At 57.5% G+C, this 16,753-nt stretch carries 18 protein-coding genes and 3 tRNA genes; 10 read left to right on the forward strand and 11 right to left on the reverse strand.

Going from position 1 to position 16,753, the window contains the following annotated elements; all coding sequences use genetic code 11:
• Positions 1–8: 8 nt before the first annotated feature.
• A complete protein-coding gene (locus tag J9870_RS13650; protein WP_210644835.1) occupies positions 9–1,238 on the reverse strand; it encodes an MFS transporter in 1,230 nt (409 codons plus the stop codon).
• Between the two features lie 282 nt (positions 1,239–1,520).
• Here J9870_RS13650 and J9870_RS13655 point away from each other — a divergent pair.
• The 3 genes from J9870_RS13655 (at position 1,521) to J9870_RS13665 (ending at position 2,615) form a co-directional block, all read left to right on the forward strand.
• Positions 1,521–1,594 (forward strand) — tRNA-Cys (locus tag J9870_RS13655).
• 195 nt (positions 1,595–1,789) lie between these two features.
• Positions 1,790–1,876 (forward strand) — tRNA-Leu (locus J9870_RS13660).
• A gap of 289 nt (positions 1,877–2,165) precedes the next feature.
• Positions 2,166–2,615, forward strand: a complete 450-nt coding sequence (locus J9870_RS13665; RefSeq protein ID WP_202879096.1) for a hypothetical protein — start codon at positions 2,166–2,168, stop codon at positions 2,613–2,615.
• A gap of 181 nt (positions 2,616–2,796) precedes the next feature.
• Here J9870_RS13665 and J9870_RS13670 read toward each other — a convergent pair whose 3' ends face one another.
• Positions 2,797–3,159: an NUDIX domain-containing protein gene (locus J9870_RS13670; protein WP_210644836.1), complete on the reverse strand. Its 363-nt coding sequence runs from the start codon at positions 3,157–3,159 to the stop codon at positions 2,797–2,799.
• A 284-nt stretch (positions 3,160–3,443) separates the two neighbouring features.
• Here J9870_RS13670 and J9870_RS13675 point away from each other — a divergent pair, with 284 nt between their 5' ends.
• Both J9870_RS13675 and J9870_RS13680 read left to right on the forward strand, forming a co-directional pair.
• Positions 3,444–3,629 carry a hypothetical protein gene (locus tag J9870_RS13675; protein WP_210644839.1) on the forward strand — a complete coding sequence of 62 codons (186 nt, stop codon included), beginning with the start codon at positions 3,444–3,446 and terminating at the stop codon, positions 3,627–3,629.
• 86 nt (positions 3,630–3,715) lie between these two features.
• Entirely contained in the window at positions 3,716–3,943 is a 228-nt protein-coding gene (locus J9870_RS13680) for a PLD nuclease N-terminal domain-containing protein (RefSeq protein ID WP_210644841.1), read from the forward strand.
• 22 nt (positions 3,944–3,965) lie between these two features.
• Here the strand turns inward: J9870_RS13680 and J9870_RS13685 are convergent, their stop codons facing one another.
• The 3 genes from J9870_RS13685 to J9870_RS13695 form a co-directional block, all read right to left on the reverse strand.
• Positions 3,966–4,400, reverse strand: a complete 435-nt coding sequence (locus tag J9870_RS13685) for a hypothetical protein (protein WP_210644842.1) — start codon at positions 4,398–4,400, stop codon at positions 3,966–3,968.
• 124 nt (positions 4,401–4,524) lie between these two features.
• Positions 4,525–4,755 carry a hypothetical protein gene (locus J9870_RS13690; RefSeq protein ID WP_135845641.1) on the reverse strand — a complete coding sequence of 77 codons (231 nt, stop codon included), beginning with the start codon at positions 4,753–4,755 and terminating at the stop codon, positions 4,525–4,527.
• A 160-nt stretch (positions 4,756–4,915) separates the two neighbouring features.
• The gene (locus J9870_RS13695; protein ID WP_025213787.1) at positions 4,916–5,170 is read right to left on the reverse strand and encodes a DUF6555 family protein; all 255 of its coding nucleotides are present in this window, start codon (positions 5,168–5,170) and stop codon (positions 4,916–4,918) included.
• Between the two features lie 215 nt (positions 5,171–5,385).
• Between J9870_RS13695 and J9870_RS13700 the strand changes: the two genes are divergently transcribed.
• Positions 5,386–6,285 (forward strand): polysaccharide deacetylase family protein, encoded by a 900-nt coding sequence (locus J9870_RS13700; RefSeq protein WP_210644844.1) that lies wholly within the window; start codon positions 5,386–5,388, stop codon positions 6,283–6,285.
• Between the two features lie 112 nt (positions 6,286–6,397).
• Positions 6,398–6,589: a DUF2188 domain-containing protein gene (locus J9870_RS13705; RefSeq protein WP_210644846.1), complete on the forward strand. Its 192-nt coding sequence runs from the start codon at positions 6,398–6,400 to the stop codon at positions 6,587–6,589.
• A gap of 76 nt (positions 6,590–6,665) precedes the next feature.
• On the opposite strand, the gene J9870_RS13710 is transcribed toward J9870_RS13705, so the two are convergent.
• The 3 genes from J9870_RS13710 to J9870_RS13720 all read right to left on the reverse strand — a co-directional run bounded on the left by J9870_RS13710 (position 6,666) and on the right by J9870_RS13720 (position 9,817).
• A complete protein-coding gene (locus tag J9870_RS13710; protein WP_210644848.1) occupies positions 6,666–8,462 on the reverse strand; it encodes a DAHL domain-containing protein in 1,797 nt (598 codons plus the stop codon).
• 279 nt (positions 8,463–8,741) lie between these two features.
• Complete coding sequence (locus J9870_RS13715) at positions 8,742–9,602, reverse strand: SPFH domain-containing protein (RefSeq protein WP_210644850.1); 861 nt, start codon at positions 9,600–9,602, stop codon at positions 8,742–8,744.
• A 127-nt stretch (positions 9,603–9,729) separates the two neighbouring features.
• A tRNA-Ser gene (locus J9870_RS13720) sits at positions 9,730–9,817 on the reverse strand.
• A gap of 124 nt (positions 9,818–9,941) precedes the next feature.
• Between J9870_RS13720 and J9870_RS13725 the strand changes: the two genes are divergently transcribed.
• Both J9870_RS13725 and J9870_RS13730 read left to right on the forward strand, forming a co-directional pair.
• Positions 9,942–10,613: a Bax inhibitor-1/YccA family protein gene (locus J9870_RS13725; protein WP_210644852.1), complete on the forward strand. Its 672-nt coding sequence runs from the start codon at positions 9,942–9,944 to the stop codon at positions 10,611–10,613.
• 400 nt (positions 10,614–11,013) lie between these two features.
• Positions 11,014–12,363, forward strand: a complete 1,350-nt coding sequence (locus J9870_RS13730) for a hypothetical protein (RefSeq protein WP_210644854.1) — start codon at positions 11,014–11,016, stop codon at positions 12,361–12,363.
• Between the two features lie 21 nt (positions 12,364–12,384).
• Here the strand turns inward: J9870_RS13730 and J9870_RS13735 are convergent, their stop codons facing one another.
• Positions 12,385–12,843, reverse strand: a complete 459-nt coding sequence (locus J9870_RS13735) for an Lrp/AsnC family transcriptional regulator (RefSeq protein WP_210644856.1) — start codon at positions 12,841–12,843, stop codon at positions 12,385–12,387.
• Positions 12,844–12,979: 136 nt separating this feature from the next.
• Between J9870_RS13735 and J9870_RS13740 the strand changes: the two genes are divergently transcribed.
• Positions 12,980–13,873, forward strand: coding sequence for a DMT family transporter (locus J9870_RS13740; protein WP_210644858.1), 894 nt, complete (start codon positions 12,980–12,982; stop codon positions 13,871–13,873).
• An 18-nt stretch (positions 13,874–13,891) separates the two neighbouring features.
• Here J9870_RS13740 and J9870_RS13745 read toward each other — a convergent pair whose 3' ends face one another.
• Complete coding sequence (locus J9870_RS13745) at positions 13,892–15,517, reverse strand: NADP-dependent glyceraldehyde-3-phosphate dehydrogenase (RefSeq protein ID WP_210644860.1); 1,626 nt, start codon at positions 15,515–15,517, stop codon at positions 13,892–13,894.
• A 176-nt stretch (positions 15,518–15,693) separates the two neighbouring features.
• Positions 15,694–16,611, reverse strand: coding sequence for an autotransporter outer membrane beta-barrel domain-containing protein (locus J9870_RS13750; protein WP_210644862.1), 918 nt, complete (start codon positions 16,609–16,611; stop codon positions 15,694–15,696).
• Positions 16,612–16,753: the final 142 nt, after the last annotated feature.

A 16,753-nucleotide genomic window follows, 5' to 3' on the forward strand; every position in this document is an offset into this window, starting at 1 on the left:
GCGAACCGCTATTCGCGTGCCTGGTCCAGTACCCCGATCGGCCCGTAGCGCAGCAGCACCAAGGGCAACAGCACCACGCCGTAGGCAATGCTGACGTAGAGGTAGGTGTATTGAAGGCCATAGACCTGGCTGAGCAAGGCGCCCAGGGAAATGCCGATGATGGACGCCGTTTGCGAAACCCCCTGGGCGAGTCCCAGCACCTGACCCTGGCGGCTGTTGTCGGTGCTTTTGGAGATGAGCGCGGTCAGCACCGGGGTGGTTGCGCCCAAGAGTACGCCCCAGGCGAAGTAGACAATGGCGAAGACCAACGGCTGACGTGTCAGGCCGGCCATGGCGGTCAGGGTTATGCACGCGATCACGATGGCGGTGATGGTCTGTAGCGTCTGTGTCGGGTTACGCTGCTCGAAGTAGCGCGACCAGGACGTTGCGCACAGGATAAAACCCAGGGCCAGCAGGCCATAGCAGAGCCCGACCAGGGCATTGCTGACCTCGAAGGTCGAACTCACATACAGCGAAAACGAAGTCTGCGGAAGCATTCGCGCCAGCAGCAGAAGACCCATGATACCCAGCAGCGATAAAGTCAGCGGGTTATACAGCCCGGGGCGCGAAGGGGCTGAGGGAGCGTCGCTGGTGGTTGTCTTCCTGGCGGGCGCTACGTCAGGCAGCGTCAACGCCGCGATCACGGTGCACAACGCGCACAAGCCTGAGGCCACGATGTTGATCCAGAAAAACGTTGCATGGTCCAGGATCAGTCCTCCCGCCACCGCACCCAGCAGTGAACCGACATTGGTGGAGATCTGTAGGATGGCAAACAGCCTGGCCCGCCGCGATGGCGCCTCGATGCTTACGCCGTAGGCCTGGGCGGGGGCGATATAACCGGCGAACGCACCTTGTAGCAAGCGCAGGACCAGGATCACCCAGATATCACTGCATAACGCCAGGCCCAGCTGGGTCAGGGATAACCCGGCCAGTGCCCGGATCATCATCAGTTTATGGCCATAGCGATCACCGATACGGCCCCAGAAAGCACTGGTCAGGATGATGCCCAGCATCGGACCGACATACACCGCCGTGCTGGCGAAGCTGAACAGCGCGTCGTTGCCGGTCAGTTGTCGCAAGTGAACGGGCCAGAACGGCCCGCTCATCTCCATTGCACCCATGGAAACCAGCTGGATCGCAAACAACAGATAGATCAGCAAGCGAACGCTCGAACCCTGGGGGATACCGGCACGGGGCATGGACAGACTCGTAGAGGCGGAAGGCTGTGTCTTATCCGACAGTGTGTGGATCTGAGCAAGCAAAAAATGTAGCAGGTTCCTCCGGAAGCCGAACAATCGACTATTTTTTTTTGAAATCAAGGGGTTGTCAGCCTAGGCAAATGAGTACATAATTGCGCCCATCGAACGCACTGGGACGTAAAAAATCTCAATGTTTTCAAGGGGATAGCGCTTACTGAGTGTCCTGTTTCCTGATCAGGTTTGTACGCGGTTGATGTGGTTGCTTTGCATCAAACGTCTTGAGGCCGAATAGCAAAATGGTTATGCAGTGGATTGCAAATCCACCTACGCCGGTTCGATTCCGACTTCGGCCTCCACTTTAAAACAGCTCCGTAGATCTATGATTTACGGAGCTTTTTTATTTGCGAAGCAATGAAAGAATTTGCCTTGAAAAGGGCTTAACCCTCCTTGCTTCGACGGGGTGGGATGTATATATTCCACCCTCTGCTGTAACAGGCTCGAAACTGGCCATTCGATACGTGTCAGTTTCCACTGAGCTTGACCGCGCTACCGCCCGAATGGCGAAACTGGTAGACGCATGGGACTTAAAATCCCCCGCTCGTAAGGGCGTGCCGGTTCGATTCCGGCTTCGGGCACCATCTAATATCAAGGGTTTGCGAGCGAAAGCTGATGCAAACCCTTGTTCGTTTCCGCCCCGCAAAAAAACTCCACTCCATAAGCTGAAAGCCTGCAAAAGTCGGAAAACTTCTCGCGTTGGTGGGGATAAGAGGGCGCCCACGGCAAGCAGGCAACCAGTATCCAGGCCAGGCGGGTGTTTTCAGCATGAGTCTCTACAATAGGCGTTGAGATCAGCAAGGTGAGTTGGCTTTAACCCCAAGGAAGAGGTATCCAGTGAAGACAGTCGCAACGATGAGCCTATTGGGCTTGATGAGTAGCAGTGCCGTATGTGCAGGAGAAACGACATCCCCCGATGGGAAAACGTTGGCCGTGAATTTCGGCGAGCCGACGGTTAAACAGGTGTTGCACTATCGAAAAATGTACGACAAGAAACCCTTTCCCGATGCGGAAATTTATTACTACAGCAACGGGCTGTATAAGATCATTTCCCAGGGAGAAAATCATTACGGCGTCTATGTCTTGCAGGGACAACACAGTGATGAGACGTACACCGTGAAATTTATCTCCCTGCCTTCCGCCGACTGGGGGAACAAAACGGCGTATCACCAGTTGACCTTTATCCGGGGTGATACAGAAAACGTGTTCATCCAAAACGCCATTGTTGATACCGGCGAGGCAATTGCCCAGCAGAACGGAACCTATACGCAGGAAAAAAATACGGTCATCAATCCTATCAGCACCGACTGGAAGAAAAAGTGAGTCCATCGCTCTAGAAAGGCTTGGCCGGCACGTTATGGAAGCTGGATCGAGTTGGGGGCGCATTATTGGGTGGCGGGAAGAGTGTCGACACCCGATCGGGTTAAAAAACAAAAGGTTGCATGAGATTTCTCATGCAACCTTTTTTGTCTCCATTGTTCATGCCCGTGCCGCGCGTTACGGCTCACAACCGCCGCCGAAATGCCTCGAGAATCTCCCGCGTACCTTTTTTCATCTGCAATTGGGCAATGGCATCCAGTGGATGCCAAAGGCAATCGCTGATCTCATTTTGTGGCCTGGCTGCCCTTGAATCGCTGACCGAGGCTTCGAACACGTGGTGTTCGGTTTCACCGTCACTGATCCGCATCAGGTACAGCAGGTTTTCGGCGTCCAGTCCGGTTTCTTCCGCCAGCTCTCTGAGTGCAGCCCCTGCATGGGTTTCGCCGCGCTCGACGGTACCACCCGGCAGTGTCCAACGGCTGTTGGCTTTGCGAACCAGTAGGATGTGGCGATCCTCTTCGCAAATGACGGTCGCTCGAATTTTCATAGGTTGCTCAAACAGTGACTGTCATTAAATTGAAATATAACTGCAATATTTGCGCCGGGCATCATCGGCTTGTTCACAAAGCGATTTTCCGAGGTCATATCAGTACGACCGTCACGGGCGGAGAAAGACTGAATTCATTTTTTTTGGTTTGAGGCGCGTTCTATAAAGTCAGGCAACCGCTTTGCGCGGACTACCGGTCATCGCCTGGAATGAATCAGCTTCAAAAAAATGAATCCATTGCTCATTGGGTGGATGGCCAGCCCCTGGCAGTGGGGAGAGAGAAGATGACCACCGTTGAAGACTTCAAAATCAAATCCCATGAGCTCCTTGTGGAACTCGATGCGGCGACATCAGAAATGATGAAGCTCATATGTGTTCATCAGATGACCGGAACAGCCTGGGAAGAAGCGGTTCAACGTCAACATGAAGCCTATGAGCGGTGGGTTGCTCACCTCAATGAACGGTCTTAGGTGGGGCTTGCCCGCCAGGGCGAAAATTCTTTGAACGGTATTTGAGCTGTTGTGCCTAATCCATAGAAGGATAAGAGGATAAGGCCATGTCTGAATTAGCCAGTTATTTCTGGATCGCCGTTGCGGTGCTTTTACTACTAGTAGATTTGTGGGCGATCATCAGTGTCTTTCGCAGCGACAAGTCGGTGGGGACCAAGGCCGGTTGGGCGCTATTACTGATTATTCTGCCGGTACTGGGCTTGATCATCTGGGGCGTGGCGGGACCTCGGGGCATCAAGGAAGGCCCGTCATCGCCGGAACATAGTAAGGGTTAGCACAAGGATGCGGGCCACCAGGTCACTGGTTCTTCCAGCGCCCGCCAGTGGTTTCGCAGTCCGTTTGTGCCTGGTCCAGATCTTCGGCGCCGTAGTAGTACCAAGTGACTTGCGCATTGTCGGGGATGTTGACCGAGTCCCCCTGACCGGTTGAGCGAGGATTGGCCAGGGCTTCTTGCGTCAAACTGGCTTGGCATGTTGCCACATACCCATCGTCGCAGCGTTCCACCTTACTCTTTTGAGTGCTCAGCATGCCCTTGCTCTCGTTGCTGCAAGACCAGTCCAAAGTTTCGGCGGGAATGCCGTGGTATTCGTAGCAACTGTGGGTTTCAATCGCCGGTACCGACTGACTCTGGGTGCGCGTGATGACATCACAACCTTGCGCCATGACGGCTGCGGGGCTGGCGCAGGCGCAGGCGCAGGCGCAGGCGGTCAATAACAGGATTCTGGCATTCATGGGGATTCTCCCTTTCGCGATTCTTTGCATCGGTATCTATCAATATCGAGGCGCAAAGAACGCCCTTGTTCCATCGGTTTTCCAACCGGTAGAGCCCAGGGGGAGCCGTGTCTCAGGCTAAACGTTAGCGAAACTTGGGTAGTGGCCGTTCAATGGGCTTGAGCGAAGTCAGTGCGCTCTGGATCGACGGGGCATCTTTGTCGATGTCGTTAAGTCGATCCCGGATGCGCACTGCGGTGGGGTGCCCGCCCTGATGGTCGACCCAGTCGGCGATTTCCTTGCAGGCTGCAGCGAGTCTGGCTTGGCGCGACTCCAGTAAGGTAAGCAGGGTGGTGATGGACTCTTTTTCGGACATGTCACACCTCCATTCAGACATTCAAAGTTGATAAGGCAGCACAAGGCCCGCCATAGGCGGGTCATGCTGTCGCTTAAAGCGTAGTTGAGTTATGTCGATTCTGTCGAAGAATCCGGCGCCCGATTGGACAACCGGTGCACCGGAAACTAGGTTATTTAAGTCAGCCGGACTCCTTGATCCAGGACGGCGCGACGCTCGCTCTCCAGCGCACGTCGGTAATGCCGTATTTTTCAGCAAGGGGTTTTGAAACCCGCTTGACCTTTTCCCGTCCGAATTTCGGTATGCGCCCGACCCCCGCGTCGCAACTGGCCCAATGCCAAGCTTCGGAGTTATTCATCACTTCTGCGCGAATGATGAATGACTTCGGCTCGCCATGGAGCACGTAGTCGATGATGTAAAGCGATGGCCCGCCCATAAATCCTCCCTAATTAGTTCTATACGGATGGATACGGCAGCGTGCGGAAAATTCCATCGAATTGCCCAGACGGTCAAAAATCAGGCCAAGCAGCGTAGTCAAGTCGGTGCTCGCTGTCAGGAACCAAACCCGGTTAACCTTCTCCAAGGTGAGCTTCAGCTCCATGTGCCAGGGATCAATAGGCAAGGCAGTGTGGTATTAGATAAAGGCAAAACATGAAAAACATCGCCAGGGCGCTGGTTATCGCAGTCCTCGCCATCGGTGTGTCGGGATGCATCGGCCCGCCCATCGAACTGACCCCACAAACCGAGCAAAGCCTGCAGGCCCAACCCCCGATCCGATTTTTGCTGACCTTCGATGACGGCCCCAGTGCCTCGTCCTTCTGGAACCCGAGCCTGGAGGTGCTGGATGCCCTTGCGCACAACCCAGTGCAGCCGGGGATCAAGGCGGTATTTTTTGTCCAGACCCGTGCGCTGCGAGCCGGCAACAGCGACATCGGCCGCTCGGTAATGCACCGTGAGCAGCGCGAAGGTCATGTACTGGGTTTCCATACGGCGACTTACTGGCACACCAATCATCGCTTTTTGAGTCCGGACGAACTGGAGCAGTCACTGGTCAAGGGCGGGGGCGATATCGCCGCCATCACGGGGGCTGCGCCCAGTCTGGTGCGGCCGCCGTTCTGGAGCTACGACAGGCGCACCTTTGCCGCTTACCAGCGGCATGGCTTGCACGTATTGCTGACCGATCTGAGCGCTAACGACGGTAAGGTCTGGGGGATCACCGCCAGCCCGCGACGGCGAATCAACCTGACGCGCCAGCTCTCCGAAGTGCGCGAACGCATCGCCGCCGGGCAGTTGCCTGCGGTTGACGGGGTGATCCCGGTGGTGGTCACCTTCCATGACCTCAACCGCTATACCGCCCGACACGCCCGGGAATACTTGCAAATCCTGCTCGACGCGGCCCGAGCCACGGGTGTGAGGACCGACGCCAAGCCCTTCTATGATGATCGTCAAGCGTTGGAGCGGGCGGCGATGGCACGCACCGTCAAGAACGCTGCCGAGCCGGTGCACTTGCCTGGTTTGTGGGATTGGTTGTGGGATTCGGATTCCCATTGAGGGGCTCAGGTCAGCGTCGCTGCTCAAGGTTGCGACGCTCGGTTGGCACCCTTGCGCGAACTGAGTGTAAGGTAGGTAGCGTAACCCTGGTTTGTCTCGAAAGGAGGTGACAATGAGTACTGCGATGCTGACCAAAATGCATATCAACGGGTATGACGTGCTCAGCGTAAACAGCGGCCCATGGCGGGTCTGCACTCAGGCCGATCGATTGGGCTCCTTTGCTTCCCGTGAGGAAGCACTGGCCTACGCCGCCGCATTGCCGGCCAGGAAAAAACACAGCGGCCAGACTGCGACCGCCAAATAGCGACGTCAAAAGGCGAGGGGAGTTGGCTGCGAACCGAGCCGTTTGGTTCGTTGCGCAGCCGATTCCTTCATCTCTGTCAGGCGGGTGCCAGTTCCAGCGGAATTTCCAGGGTGAACAGCGCTCCCTGTCCAGGGCCGTCGCTATGGACATGAAGGTGGCCATTCATTTCAACCGCTGCCAAGGCGCAGCTGTGCAAGCCGAAGCCATGGCCGTCCTTGCGGGTCGTGAACCCGTGGTTGAAGATGCGGGCCAGGTTCTCGGGTGCAATGCCTTCGCCTCGATCCTTGACGCTGACGCACAGCGTCTTTTGATCGACGACCCGGATTCCCAGGATCATTTCCCGAGGATGATCGCTGACGTGCGACATCGCGAATTTGGCGTTACTGATGAGATTGATCAGGATCAACAGCAACCTGTGCTTGTCACCCATTATCATCGGGACGTCCTGATAGTCCTTGATGACGGTGACGTGGTGCCGGCTCAGCGCGCCCGAATTCATGCGTAGCGCGTCTTCGAACAGGTCACTGATGCTCAGTGCTTCGATCAGCCTGGCGGCTCCGGCATAGGTTTGCTGGGTGGTGACGATTTCCTTGATGTGGTCGATGCTCTTGGTCAGTTGCGCCAGTTCTTCGATAAGCAGCGTTTGCTCGGCGGCGATGGAGTCGACCAGTTCGTTGAAGTAGCGCGGCAACAATTTGCCCTTTTCATCGCTGGTGATGAACTGGCCCAGGTCATCGGCGTGTTCATTCATCATTTTTACCGCTTTTCCAAGGCCCAGTGTCTTGCTGCTGCGCAACTTGCGGGTTACCAGGTCCGCGGAAATATTCACGCTGTTGAGCACATTTCCAACGTTGTGCAACACGTTCGTGGCGATCTCGGCCATGCCTGCCATCCGTGCGGCGTCCACCAGTTCACGTTCGGCCTCTTTCAGTTCGCGAGTGCGTTCCTGCACGCGCTCCTCGAGCCGTTCATTGGACGATTGCAGCTCGTGGTTGATCTGGTTGATGACGGCATAGCTGCGAACCAGCCGCACCGCCAGGTAGATCATCAATAGCGCCATGAGGCTGGCACACACGCCCAGATAGACATGGTATTGACGGTCCGCGGCGGCCGTCCTGCGCTGTGTCTCGTTCAACAGCTCATTGATGCTGTCCAGCTCCTGGGCCACCGGAATCACACTGATGCGGTCAAGAAGGTCATTGACGATCGGTTGTTCCTCGATAATGGATCTGACGTGCTGCGCAAGGGCGATGAAGGGAGGTTGATCGGTCGCGGGTAGCTGGCCGATGTATCGCTCCAGTTCACTGAGTTGGTTTTGCACCTCCTTGGCTTTGTCCGAGGTGACATACAATGCGTACTCCAGCGTCGTCAGTGCCAGCTCAAGCACGTTGGAAGACACCGTAAGGTGTTCCGCAGGGCTTATGACGGTCATCTCCTTGAGCAGTGTTTGAATGTCGTCTTCGATGATCGGCAGTGCGTCCAGGGCGGTGCGCAGCCTGGCGTTGTGTTGCTGGAATTGATCGACCAGTGCTGTCTTGTTCTTGACCGCATCTACATAGCCTTGGCGCCTGGACGCCCAGAGAGCCGCCAGGGGACCTGCGTTATTGAGCTGCTCCAGCTGCTCCCAGCGACTGCCTGCCTCTGGCGGTGGCGCCAGCGACAGGTTGTTATTGACGCCGATTTTTTTCCTCAGGATCTTCAGGCTCCAGTTGGCGTCGGCCTGTTTGAGCTGGCGAACGAAGTCCCGGGATTCGAAGTAAGTCGATGAGTCGTACGTATAGGATTTGATCAAAAAGAATATCAAGGCTGAAAACACAATCAGCGCAGCGGCCAGCAAAGCAGGCCATTTGTACTTCTTGATAATGTTGGTCACGCGATTCTCCTGTTCAGGGCGCCTGTCGAGGGTGTCGGTGAATGCCCGGGCGGGCGGGAAATGTCAGGGCGCGAGGTGAAAGGGAGAGCATTGAACCGTCGTAGCGATGTTTGCGTGGGTTTGCTTTTGCCTGGGTACACGTTGAGCTCCCTGCTAACGGTGAACGTCGGGGGTCGTCAGTGACGTGAGTGTAGCGTTAACGAGACAGGTCGATGTCACTGGCCGTAAGGGCCGAGACGCTGGACGAGCGCGGCCAGGATTGACCGCGCTGGCAAGGGGTTACTGATTCTTGATGTCAATGAAGGGCAGGGCGCCGTTCGGCAGCACGGTGGTGGGTAATACGCCATTCCAGCGCTCGGCCTTGGTGAGTTCCACTAGGTTCTGGTTGCTGGCCAGGGCCTGGGCGCGTGCCTTGATCGCCTCAGCCTCGGCTCTTCCGCGCAATTCGGTGGCCAGCGCATCTGCCTTGGCCTGGGCAACTTGCGAATCGGCTTCCGCCTGGGCCTGGGTGACACGAATCTGGGCTTGAACCTGCTCGGTCGCCAGTTGCTGCTCGCGGGTCTTGACCTGCACTTCGGCGGCCATGCGCGCTTCGATGGCCTTTTCATAAGCGTCACTGAAGTCGATGTTTTCGACCTGGACGCTGTCGATGATCACCGGCCCGGTAATCGTCGCCTTGATTGCGGTCGAAATATCGTTGACCAGTTGCACGCGGTTCTGCACGGCAGCCACGGCGTTGAACTTGCCGAATACGTTCTCTACCTGTGTCGGCACTTGGCGGCTGATCATCCGGTCGCGGATACCCTCAAGGTCCTTGAACTGGGTGTAGACCTTCGCCACATCGGACGGCGCGATGTGCCAGGACACCGACACCTTGAGCTGCGCGGACTGTTGGTCCTTGCTGTAGGCCTGCAGGTCCTCATAAGCGGTGACCTGGCTTTGCACGCTGATCAGGCGTACCGACTCGATAAACGGGGTCTTGAACGACAGTCCCGGCTCTACCACCCCGACCAGCGCACCGTTGCGCAACAGCACGCCACGCTCGGTTTCATCGACCGTATACCAACTGCCAAAGAAGACGCACAACAGGACGACGCCTACGATTGCCGCAACGAGAGAACCGATGGTTTTACTGGTCACTTTTCTTTCCTTGAGTGTAGGGGTGGGTTTTGCCATAACGGTGTGTCAATCCTGAAAAACCGAAGCAGGGATTCTGAATGCCAGACACGAAAAAGCCCTGAATAATCAGGGCTTTAACGTAAGAATATGGCGGAGGCGATGGGATTCGAACTCATGGACCTGTTACAGTCGACGGTTTTCAAGACCGTTGCCTTAAACCACTCGGCCACACCTCCGTATTGCGTTGCGGGCGCCATAATACCCGAATGAAACACACTGTCAAACTCTCTACGTAGCTTGTTACAGAGCGTCTGTTATGATCCTTGCCACTGAATGTTTCAAAACCGGAGGAGTGTCGCCATGCGCGAACAGGATTACGCAGTGAACAACAGCGTGCAGGCTGAGCAGCTAGAGGTTAGCCGCGTCCTGCGCAACACTTATGGCCTGCTGGCCCTCACGCTCGCTTTCAGCGGTGTGATGGCCTACGTCGCACAACAGATGCGGGTGGGTTACCCGAACGTCTTTGTCGTGCTGATCGGTTTCTATGGTCTTTTCTTCCTCACCAACAAGCTTCGTGATTCGGCCTGGGGCCTGGTATCGGCTTTCGCCCTGACCGGTTTCATGGGCTTCCTGCTCGGCCCGATCCTCAATCGTTACCTGCAGATGCAGGGCGGCGCCGAAGTGGTCAGCTCGGCTTTTGCCATGACTGCGCTGGTGTTCGGTGGGCTGTCGGCCTACGTGCTGATCTCCCGCAAGGACATGAGCTTCCTGGGCGGCTTCATCACCGCTGGTTTCTTCGTGTTGATGGGAGCAGTGCTGGCCAGCTTCTTCTTCCAGATCAGCGGCCTGCAACTGGCGATCAGCGCGGGCTTCGTGCTGTTCTCGTCGGTCTGCATCCTGTACCAGACCAGCGCTATCATCCACGGCGGCGAGCGCAACTACATCATGGCGACCATCAGCCTGTATGTGTCGATCTACAACCTGTTTGTCAGCCTGTTGCAACTGTTCGGCCTGATGGGCCGCGACGACTGATTGCATTCGTGATGAGCGAAAAGCCCGCTTCGGCGGGCTTTTTTTCGTCCACGGTTTGAGGTTATGGCCAATGGCCCGCAAAAAGCCTTAAACGTGATGGCACCTTTGAATAAATGATCTACACCTATGGCTAGGGACTACATTGCCAGGGGCGGCATGAAGTGGATCGATCAGCGACTGCGCGAAGTCTCGCCACAACCTCCGAATATCGTTCGCATTGGGCTCTCAAGCCAGGTCTGGTCGTGCCCGATTCCTGGGCTCAAGGAGGTGGGACACATCACTGAGCGTGGACCGTGAGCAGGTACGGGCATGGTGCCCAAGCCTGATAACAGAAGGAGGCCCTGCGCATCGTTCAACTATTCGATGGGACGGCAGGCGTTCTCCCTATAAGGAGATATCGATGAACCAGCCCCAAGGAAAGATCGCTGCATTACTGACCCTGACAGGCGCGTTGACCATGGCGGGCGCCCAAGCGGGCACCTTCCCTGATTTCGGCTACAGGCCACCCAAGAGTGCTTATTCCGGTCCATTGTTCCGACTCAGCCAAGACTATCCCACCGTGGCCCCGGGCCCTTCTTCGATGCCGGCATTCTTCAAGCATCTGCCCACCAAGTTCAGCAATGATTTCGAGACCTGGCGTTCCTATATGAACGAGGTCAAGGCTTATTGCCTGGAAGGCAATACGGAGATCGGCTGGGATGTACAGAAAAACAAGGTCCGCCAGTGGTATCACATGCCATGGCAACACTATGGCCCCAATGGCCGTGAAGGTATCCGCGGGCTCACCAAGGAAGCACCGATCAAGCCATTGCAACTGGCGAGCACTCAAAAAGGCAGCGGCCAGACCTACGCAGTAGGTATCTATAACGATATAGGGGGCTACACCATTGGTCAGGTCTGGAAAGACCCGCAAAACCCTGACCCCAGCTACACCTCACAACCCAAGGGTTTTCCCAATGGTACCGTCGTCTGCAAGGCGCTGTTTGCCGATATAGACGTCACTACGGTGCCATTCCTGGCCAATCCATTGCTCTGGAATGCCTACACCACCAAGACGTTCACCTCGACAGAACGCGCGGTGACCAAAGTCGCGCTGATTCAGATGGACATCGCCGTGCGCGACACCCGCGTGAGCGACACTGGCTGGCTGTTCGGGACGTTTCAATACAACGGTGCCGTGACCGGTAAAGCGAACTGGAACAATCTGGTGCCTGTAGGGATTATGTGGGGCAACGATCCGAAAGAGATCGGCGACACGTTCACCAACCCGACACCCACCGAAACCAAGATCAACCCTGCGCTCAAGCAGACAGCCATCAACGCTAACACCAAAGAGCTGCCACCGACCCATCTGGGTTGGAACGGGCGCCTCAACGGTCCGGTGGACAATCCCCAGGCTTCTTGCCTGAGTTGCCACATGACCGCCGAGTACCAGCAACTGGCGCTGATGAACCCGACCTTCCAAGCCAACCCGCCACCTGTGGGAGGTGAGGAGTGGATGAAATGGTTCCAGAATATTCCGGCCGGACAGCCCTTTACCCCTGGCACGCGAAGCACCGACTACAGCCTGCAATTGTCCGGTGCCCTGGCTAATTTCTATGACTGGAAATGCAACCACAGTGGTGTCTATGCCGACGGCCTGAACGCTTGCGCCAAAATACAGCCTCTTAACCTGATGAAGGCGAGCAATGCGCCTGAGCAAGAGGTGCACAAAGTACAACGCAGCCCTGAACCGGGAGATCTCCAGTAACGTGCCCTCCGGCCTCGGACACTAGCCGAGGCCGGTTCCAACTCGCGCCATCGGTGGCAAGCGCCGCTTGACCGGTGTCTTCTTGACGATAGCCGTATTGGTCTCGGCCAGCACATTGAGCTTGTCCAGCAGCGTGTCCAGCTGTTCCATCGAGCGCACATGCAGCCGGGCAATGAAGCAGTCTTCGCCGGTCACCTTGTCGCATTCGGTGAATTCAGCAATGGCCTGGATCTGCCGCTCCACTTCCTGCAACTGCCCCGGCAGCGGGCGAATACGCACAATGGCCTGCAGTTGATAGCCGAAGCACTTGGGGTCCACCTCAACGGTATAGCCCCTGAGCACGCCACGTTCTTCGAGCCGGCGAAGTCGCTCGGCGACGCTGGGAGCCGATAGGCCGCTGAGGTTTGCCAGGGCCTTGAGGGAGCGTCGGGAGTCTTCCATCAAGGCGCTGATAAGGATCTGGTCGATGTCGTCAGTCATTTTTCAGCTCCGTTAGGCGAATGCTCGAAGTTGCCTTGATAAAAAAGGTTGAACGCCAGTTTAGCCTTTTTCAAACCATGGAGAAGCCCCCAGTCGGCTCGGCATACTGTGCCTCACTTGCTGAAGGAGCCTGAAGATGGACAAGACCCTACGCCGCGGTTCGCTCGAAATGACTGCCGCCATGCTGATTTCCGGAACCATAGGCTGGTTCGTGCTGGTCTCGGGCCTGCCGGTGCTGGATGTGGTGTTCTGGCGCTGCGTGTTTGGTGCCGCTACTTTGCTGCTGATTTGCGCCGGTTTCGGCTTCTTGCGTCCAGGCATCCTGACACGCACCACGTTCCTGCTGGCTGTGCTCAGTGGGGTGGCGATTGTCGGTAACTGGGTGTTGTTGTTCGCCTCTTACTCCCGCGCCTCGATTGCCATCGGTACGGCGGTGTATAACGTCCAGCCGTTCATGTTGGTCGGGTTGGCGGCGCTGTTCCTGGGGGAAAAGATCACCGCGCAAAAACTGTTCTGGCTGGCAGTGTCGTTCCTCGGAATGCTGGCAATCGTCAGTGCCCACGGCGAACAAGGGCAGGGGGGCGGCGACTATCTGCTAGGCATCGCGTTGGCGCTGGGTGCGGCGTTGCTGTACGCCATCGCGGCGTTGATCATCAAGCGCCTGACCGGCACGCCGCCGCATCTGATCGCGCTGATTCAGGTCAGTACCGGCGTCTTGCTGTTGGCGCCCTGGGCGAACTTCTCAGCGTTGCCGCAACACGCCGAGGCGTGGGCCAGCCTGCTGACCCTGGGCATGGTTCATACCGGTGTGATGTACGTGTTGTTGTACAGCGCGATTCAACGCTTGCCGACGGCGGTCACCGGCGCGCTGTCGTTCATCTATCCGATTGCGGCGATCTTCGTCGACTGGTTTGCCTTCGGCCATTGCCTCGAACCGCTGCAATGGCTGGGTGTGGCGGCGATCCTGTTGGCGGCCGCAGGCATGCAACAGGGCTGGGGCATCAAGTTGCGCCGCCCAGCCCTGTCATGACCCAACGTTCGACGCGGTTCAGAAGATGTAGTCGGTGGTCAGGAAGTTCGAGTCTCGCTCACGGATGATGTCGCTGATCAGCGCCTTGTTGTTGTCCTGGAACTTGGTCGCCACCAGTGTGCGGATCGAAAAAGTGCGCAGGGCATCGTGTACGGACAAGGTGCCCTCGGCGGAGTTTTTCCGGCCGTTGAACGGGAAGGTGTCCGGGCCTCGCTGGCACTGGGCGTTGATATTGATACGCCCGACCTGGTTGGCGAAGACGTCCACCAGTTTGCCGACTTCGGCGGGGTTGGTGCCGAAAATACTGAGCTGCTGGCCGAAGTCGGACTCAAGCACGTAATCGACCACGGTGTTGAGGTCGCGGTACGGCACGATGGGCACGACCGGGCCGAACTGTTCTTCGTGGTAGACGCGCATCGCAGTGTTCACCGGATAGAGCACCGCCGGATAGAAGAACGAGCTGCGGGACTCGCCGCCGTGAGCATTGGTTACCGCGGCGCCTTTGGCGATCGCATCGGCCACCAGCGAATGCAGGTAGTCGACTTTGCCCGCTTCAGGCAGCGGCGTCAGCGCCACGCCGTCTTCCCAAGGCATGCCGGGTTTGAGCGTGGCGAGCTTGGCGTTGAATTTCTCGATGAATGCCGGCGCCACGTCTTCATGGACAAACAGGATTTTCAACGCGGTGCAGCGCTGGCCGTTGAATGACAGCGAGCCGGTCAGCGCCTCGCTGACGGCGTTGTCCAGATCGACGTCCCGCAGCACCAGGCCCGGGTTCTTCGCGTCCAGCCCCAGGGCAGCACGCAAGCGGTGCGGACGCGGATGGAGTTTTTTCAGATCGCTGGCGGCCTTGTTGGTGCCGATGAACGCGAAGATGTCGATCTTGCCGCTGGCCATCAGCGCGCTGACGGTTTCCCGACCGCTGCCGTAGATCACATTGATCACTCCTGCCGGGAAGCTGTCGCGAAAGGCTTCCAGCAACGGACGGATCAGCAGCACGCCAAGTTTGGCCGGCTTGAACACCACGGTGTTACCCATGATCAAGGCGGGAATCAACGTGGTGAAGGTTTCGTTCAGCGGATAGTTGTACGGCCCCATGCACAAGGCCACGCCCAGCGGCACGCGCCGGATCTGCCCGAGGGTGTCCTGTTCCAGCTCGAAGCGGCTGGAGCGTCGATCCAGTTCCTTGAGGGCGTTGATGGTGTCGACAATGTAATCGCAGGTGCGGTCGAATTCTTTCTGGGAATCCTTGAGGTTCTTGCCGATTTCCCACATCAGCAACTTGACCACGGCCTCGCGTTGCTCGCGCATGCGCGCCAGGAAGGTTTCCACGTGACGGATGCGCTCGGCGACGCGCATCGTTGGCCATGAGCCCTGGCCGCGATCATAAGCTCGCACGGCCGCATCCAGGGCGGTGAGGGCGGTCTCGGCATCCAGCAGCGGTGTACTGCCCAGAATCACTTGTTCATCACCATGGGCGCCGGTCAGGTATACCGGGCTGCGCACCACGGCCAGGGGGCCCTGCCAGGTTCTCAGGACACCATCGACCAGGTATTCACGTTGTTCGATCTGACCCTCGAGACGGTAAGCGTCCGGGATGTCGACTGCGCTGGGAAACAGGTTGGCGAGACGGGAGGCTGTGGTCATGTCGTTACTCCATCAATGAAATGAGCCATGGGCGAGCGGCTTGCAGGTGTAAATCGCTTTTAGCGTTATACGCCTTAATGGAGGCTTTTTTTAAGCGGCGTGGCAGGTGACGGGAATTTTAACGAACAGCCCGGCAGGCCGACAGCACGTTGTGTCGGCCTGCCCGAGTGCTGTGTTTACCAGCGCATCCGCACGCCCATGCTGGTAATGATGCCGTTCAGATCGTTATCGTCGACATCGCTGCTGTAGTCGGCGCTGACATACAGGCTGACCACTGGCGTGACCCGGGCCACCAGGCCCAGGCCCACTTCGACGGTGGAAGATTTTCGACTGCTGCTGATCTTGTCGACCTTATCCAGGGTCAAGGTGTCATTGCTCTGGACGGTATGCCACAGGTTGGTGCGCACGTAGGGTTCCACGCCCAGGCCGTTGACCTGGTAATTGCCTTTGAGGCGCGCCCCCACGCGACCGCTCCAGGTGTTCAGTTCATTATTGCGAGTGCCGGTCTCTGTGTTCGGCGTATCGAGGGTGACACGCTGATTGATCAATTGCGCCTGGGGTTCGACCACCCAGTTAATACTGATGCCGATGGGAAAACCGCCTTCGACCGACAGCGTCACGGCATTGCCCTCGGCAACCTGGCGCTGGCCTTGTTCGGTGCGGCTGTAACCGTTGACCCGACCACCGCTGGCGCTCAGGTCCACGTGCCAGCCTGCGGGCCCGGTCAGGCTCCAGTAGGCGCCCAGGTTGGGGCCATGCAGGTTGAGCGCGTCTTTCTGCGGTTCGGCCAGGGTCGGTGTCACCAGCACGCCTGTGGCGCTGGCGATGATTTGATGCTGTCCACTGATCAGGCCGACGCGCTGGGTGTGCCCGCTGTCGTTGCGCAGAGTGAAGAGGGCGGGGCTTTTATTCGAAGCGGTGTCAGTGCTGGTGAATGGCGCGTTGAGGCTGTCCGGTGGGGTTCGACCATACCAGGGCTGCGACGCCTCTTCGACAGGCCAGGCCTGCACCTCCATGGACGAAAGGAGCAGCAACGAAGTCGAGACGGTGTAAAAGGTGGTGGTGATCTCTTGTGGACGGAGGGGGGTGTTCATGGGGGCCTGCCTTGCAATCGCATGCATTTCTCGCTTTTTGGCGTCTCTCCTACCCCGAATGAGGGGCGACCGAATGGATTGAGGCAAGCCTCTGGCGGCCCGTCTCGGCGGGTTCCAGAGGCCTGCCCCTGACTGTATTTCC

This window comes from Pseudomonas sp. Tri1 (assembly GCF_017968885.1).
In the GTDB taxonomy this organism is placed as follows: domain Bacteria; phylum Pseudomonadota; class Gammaproteobacteria; order Pseudomonadales; family Pseudomonadaceae; genus Aquipseudomonas.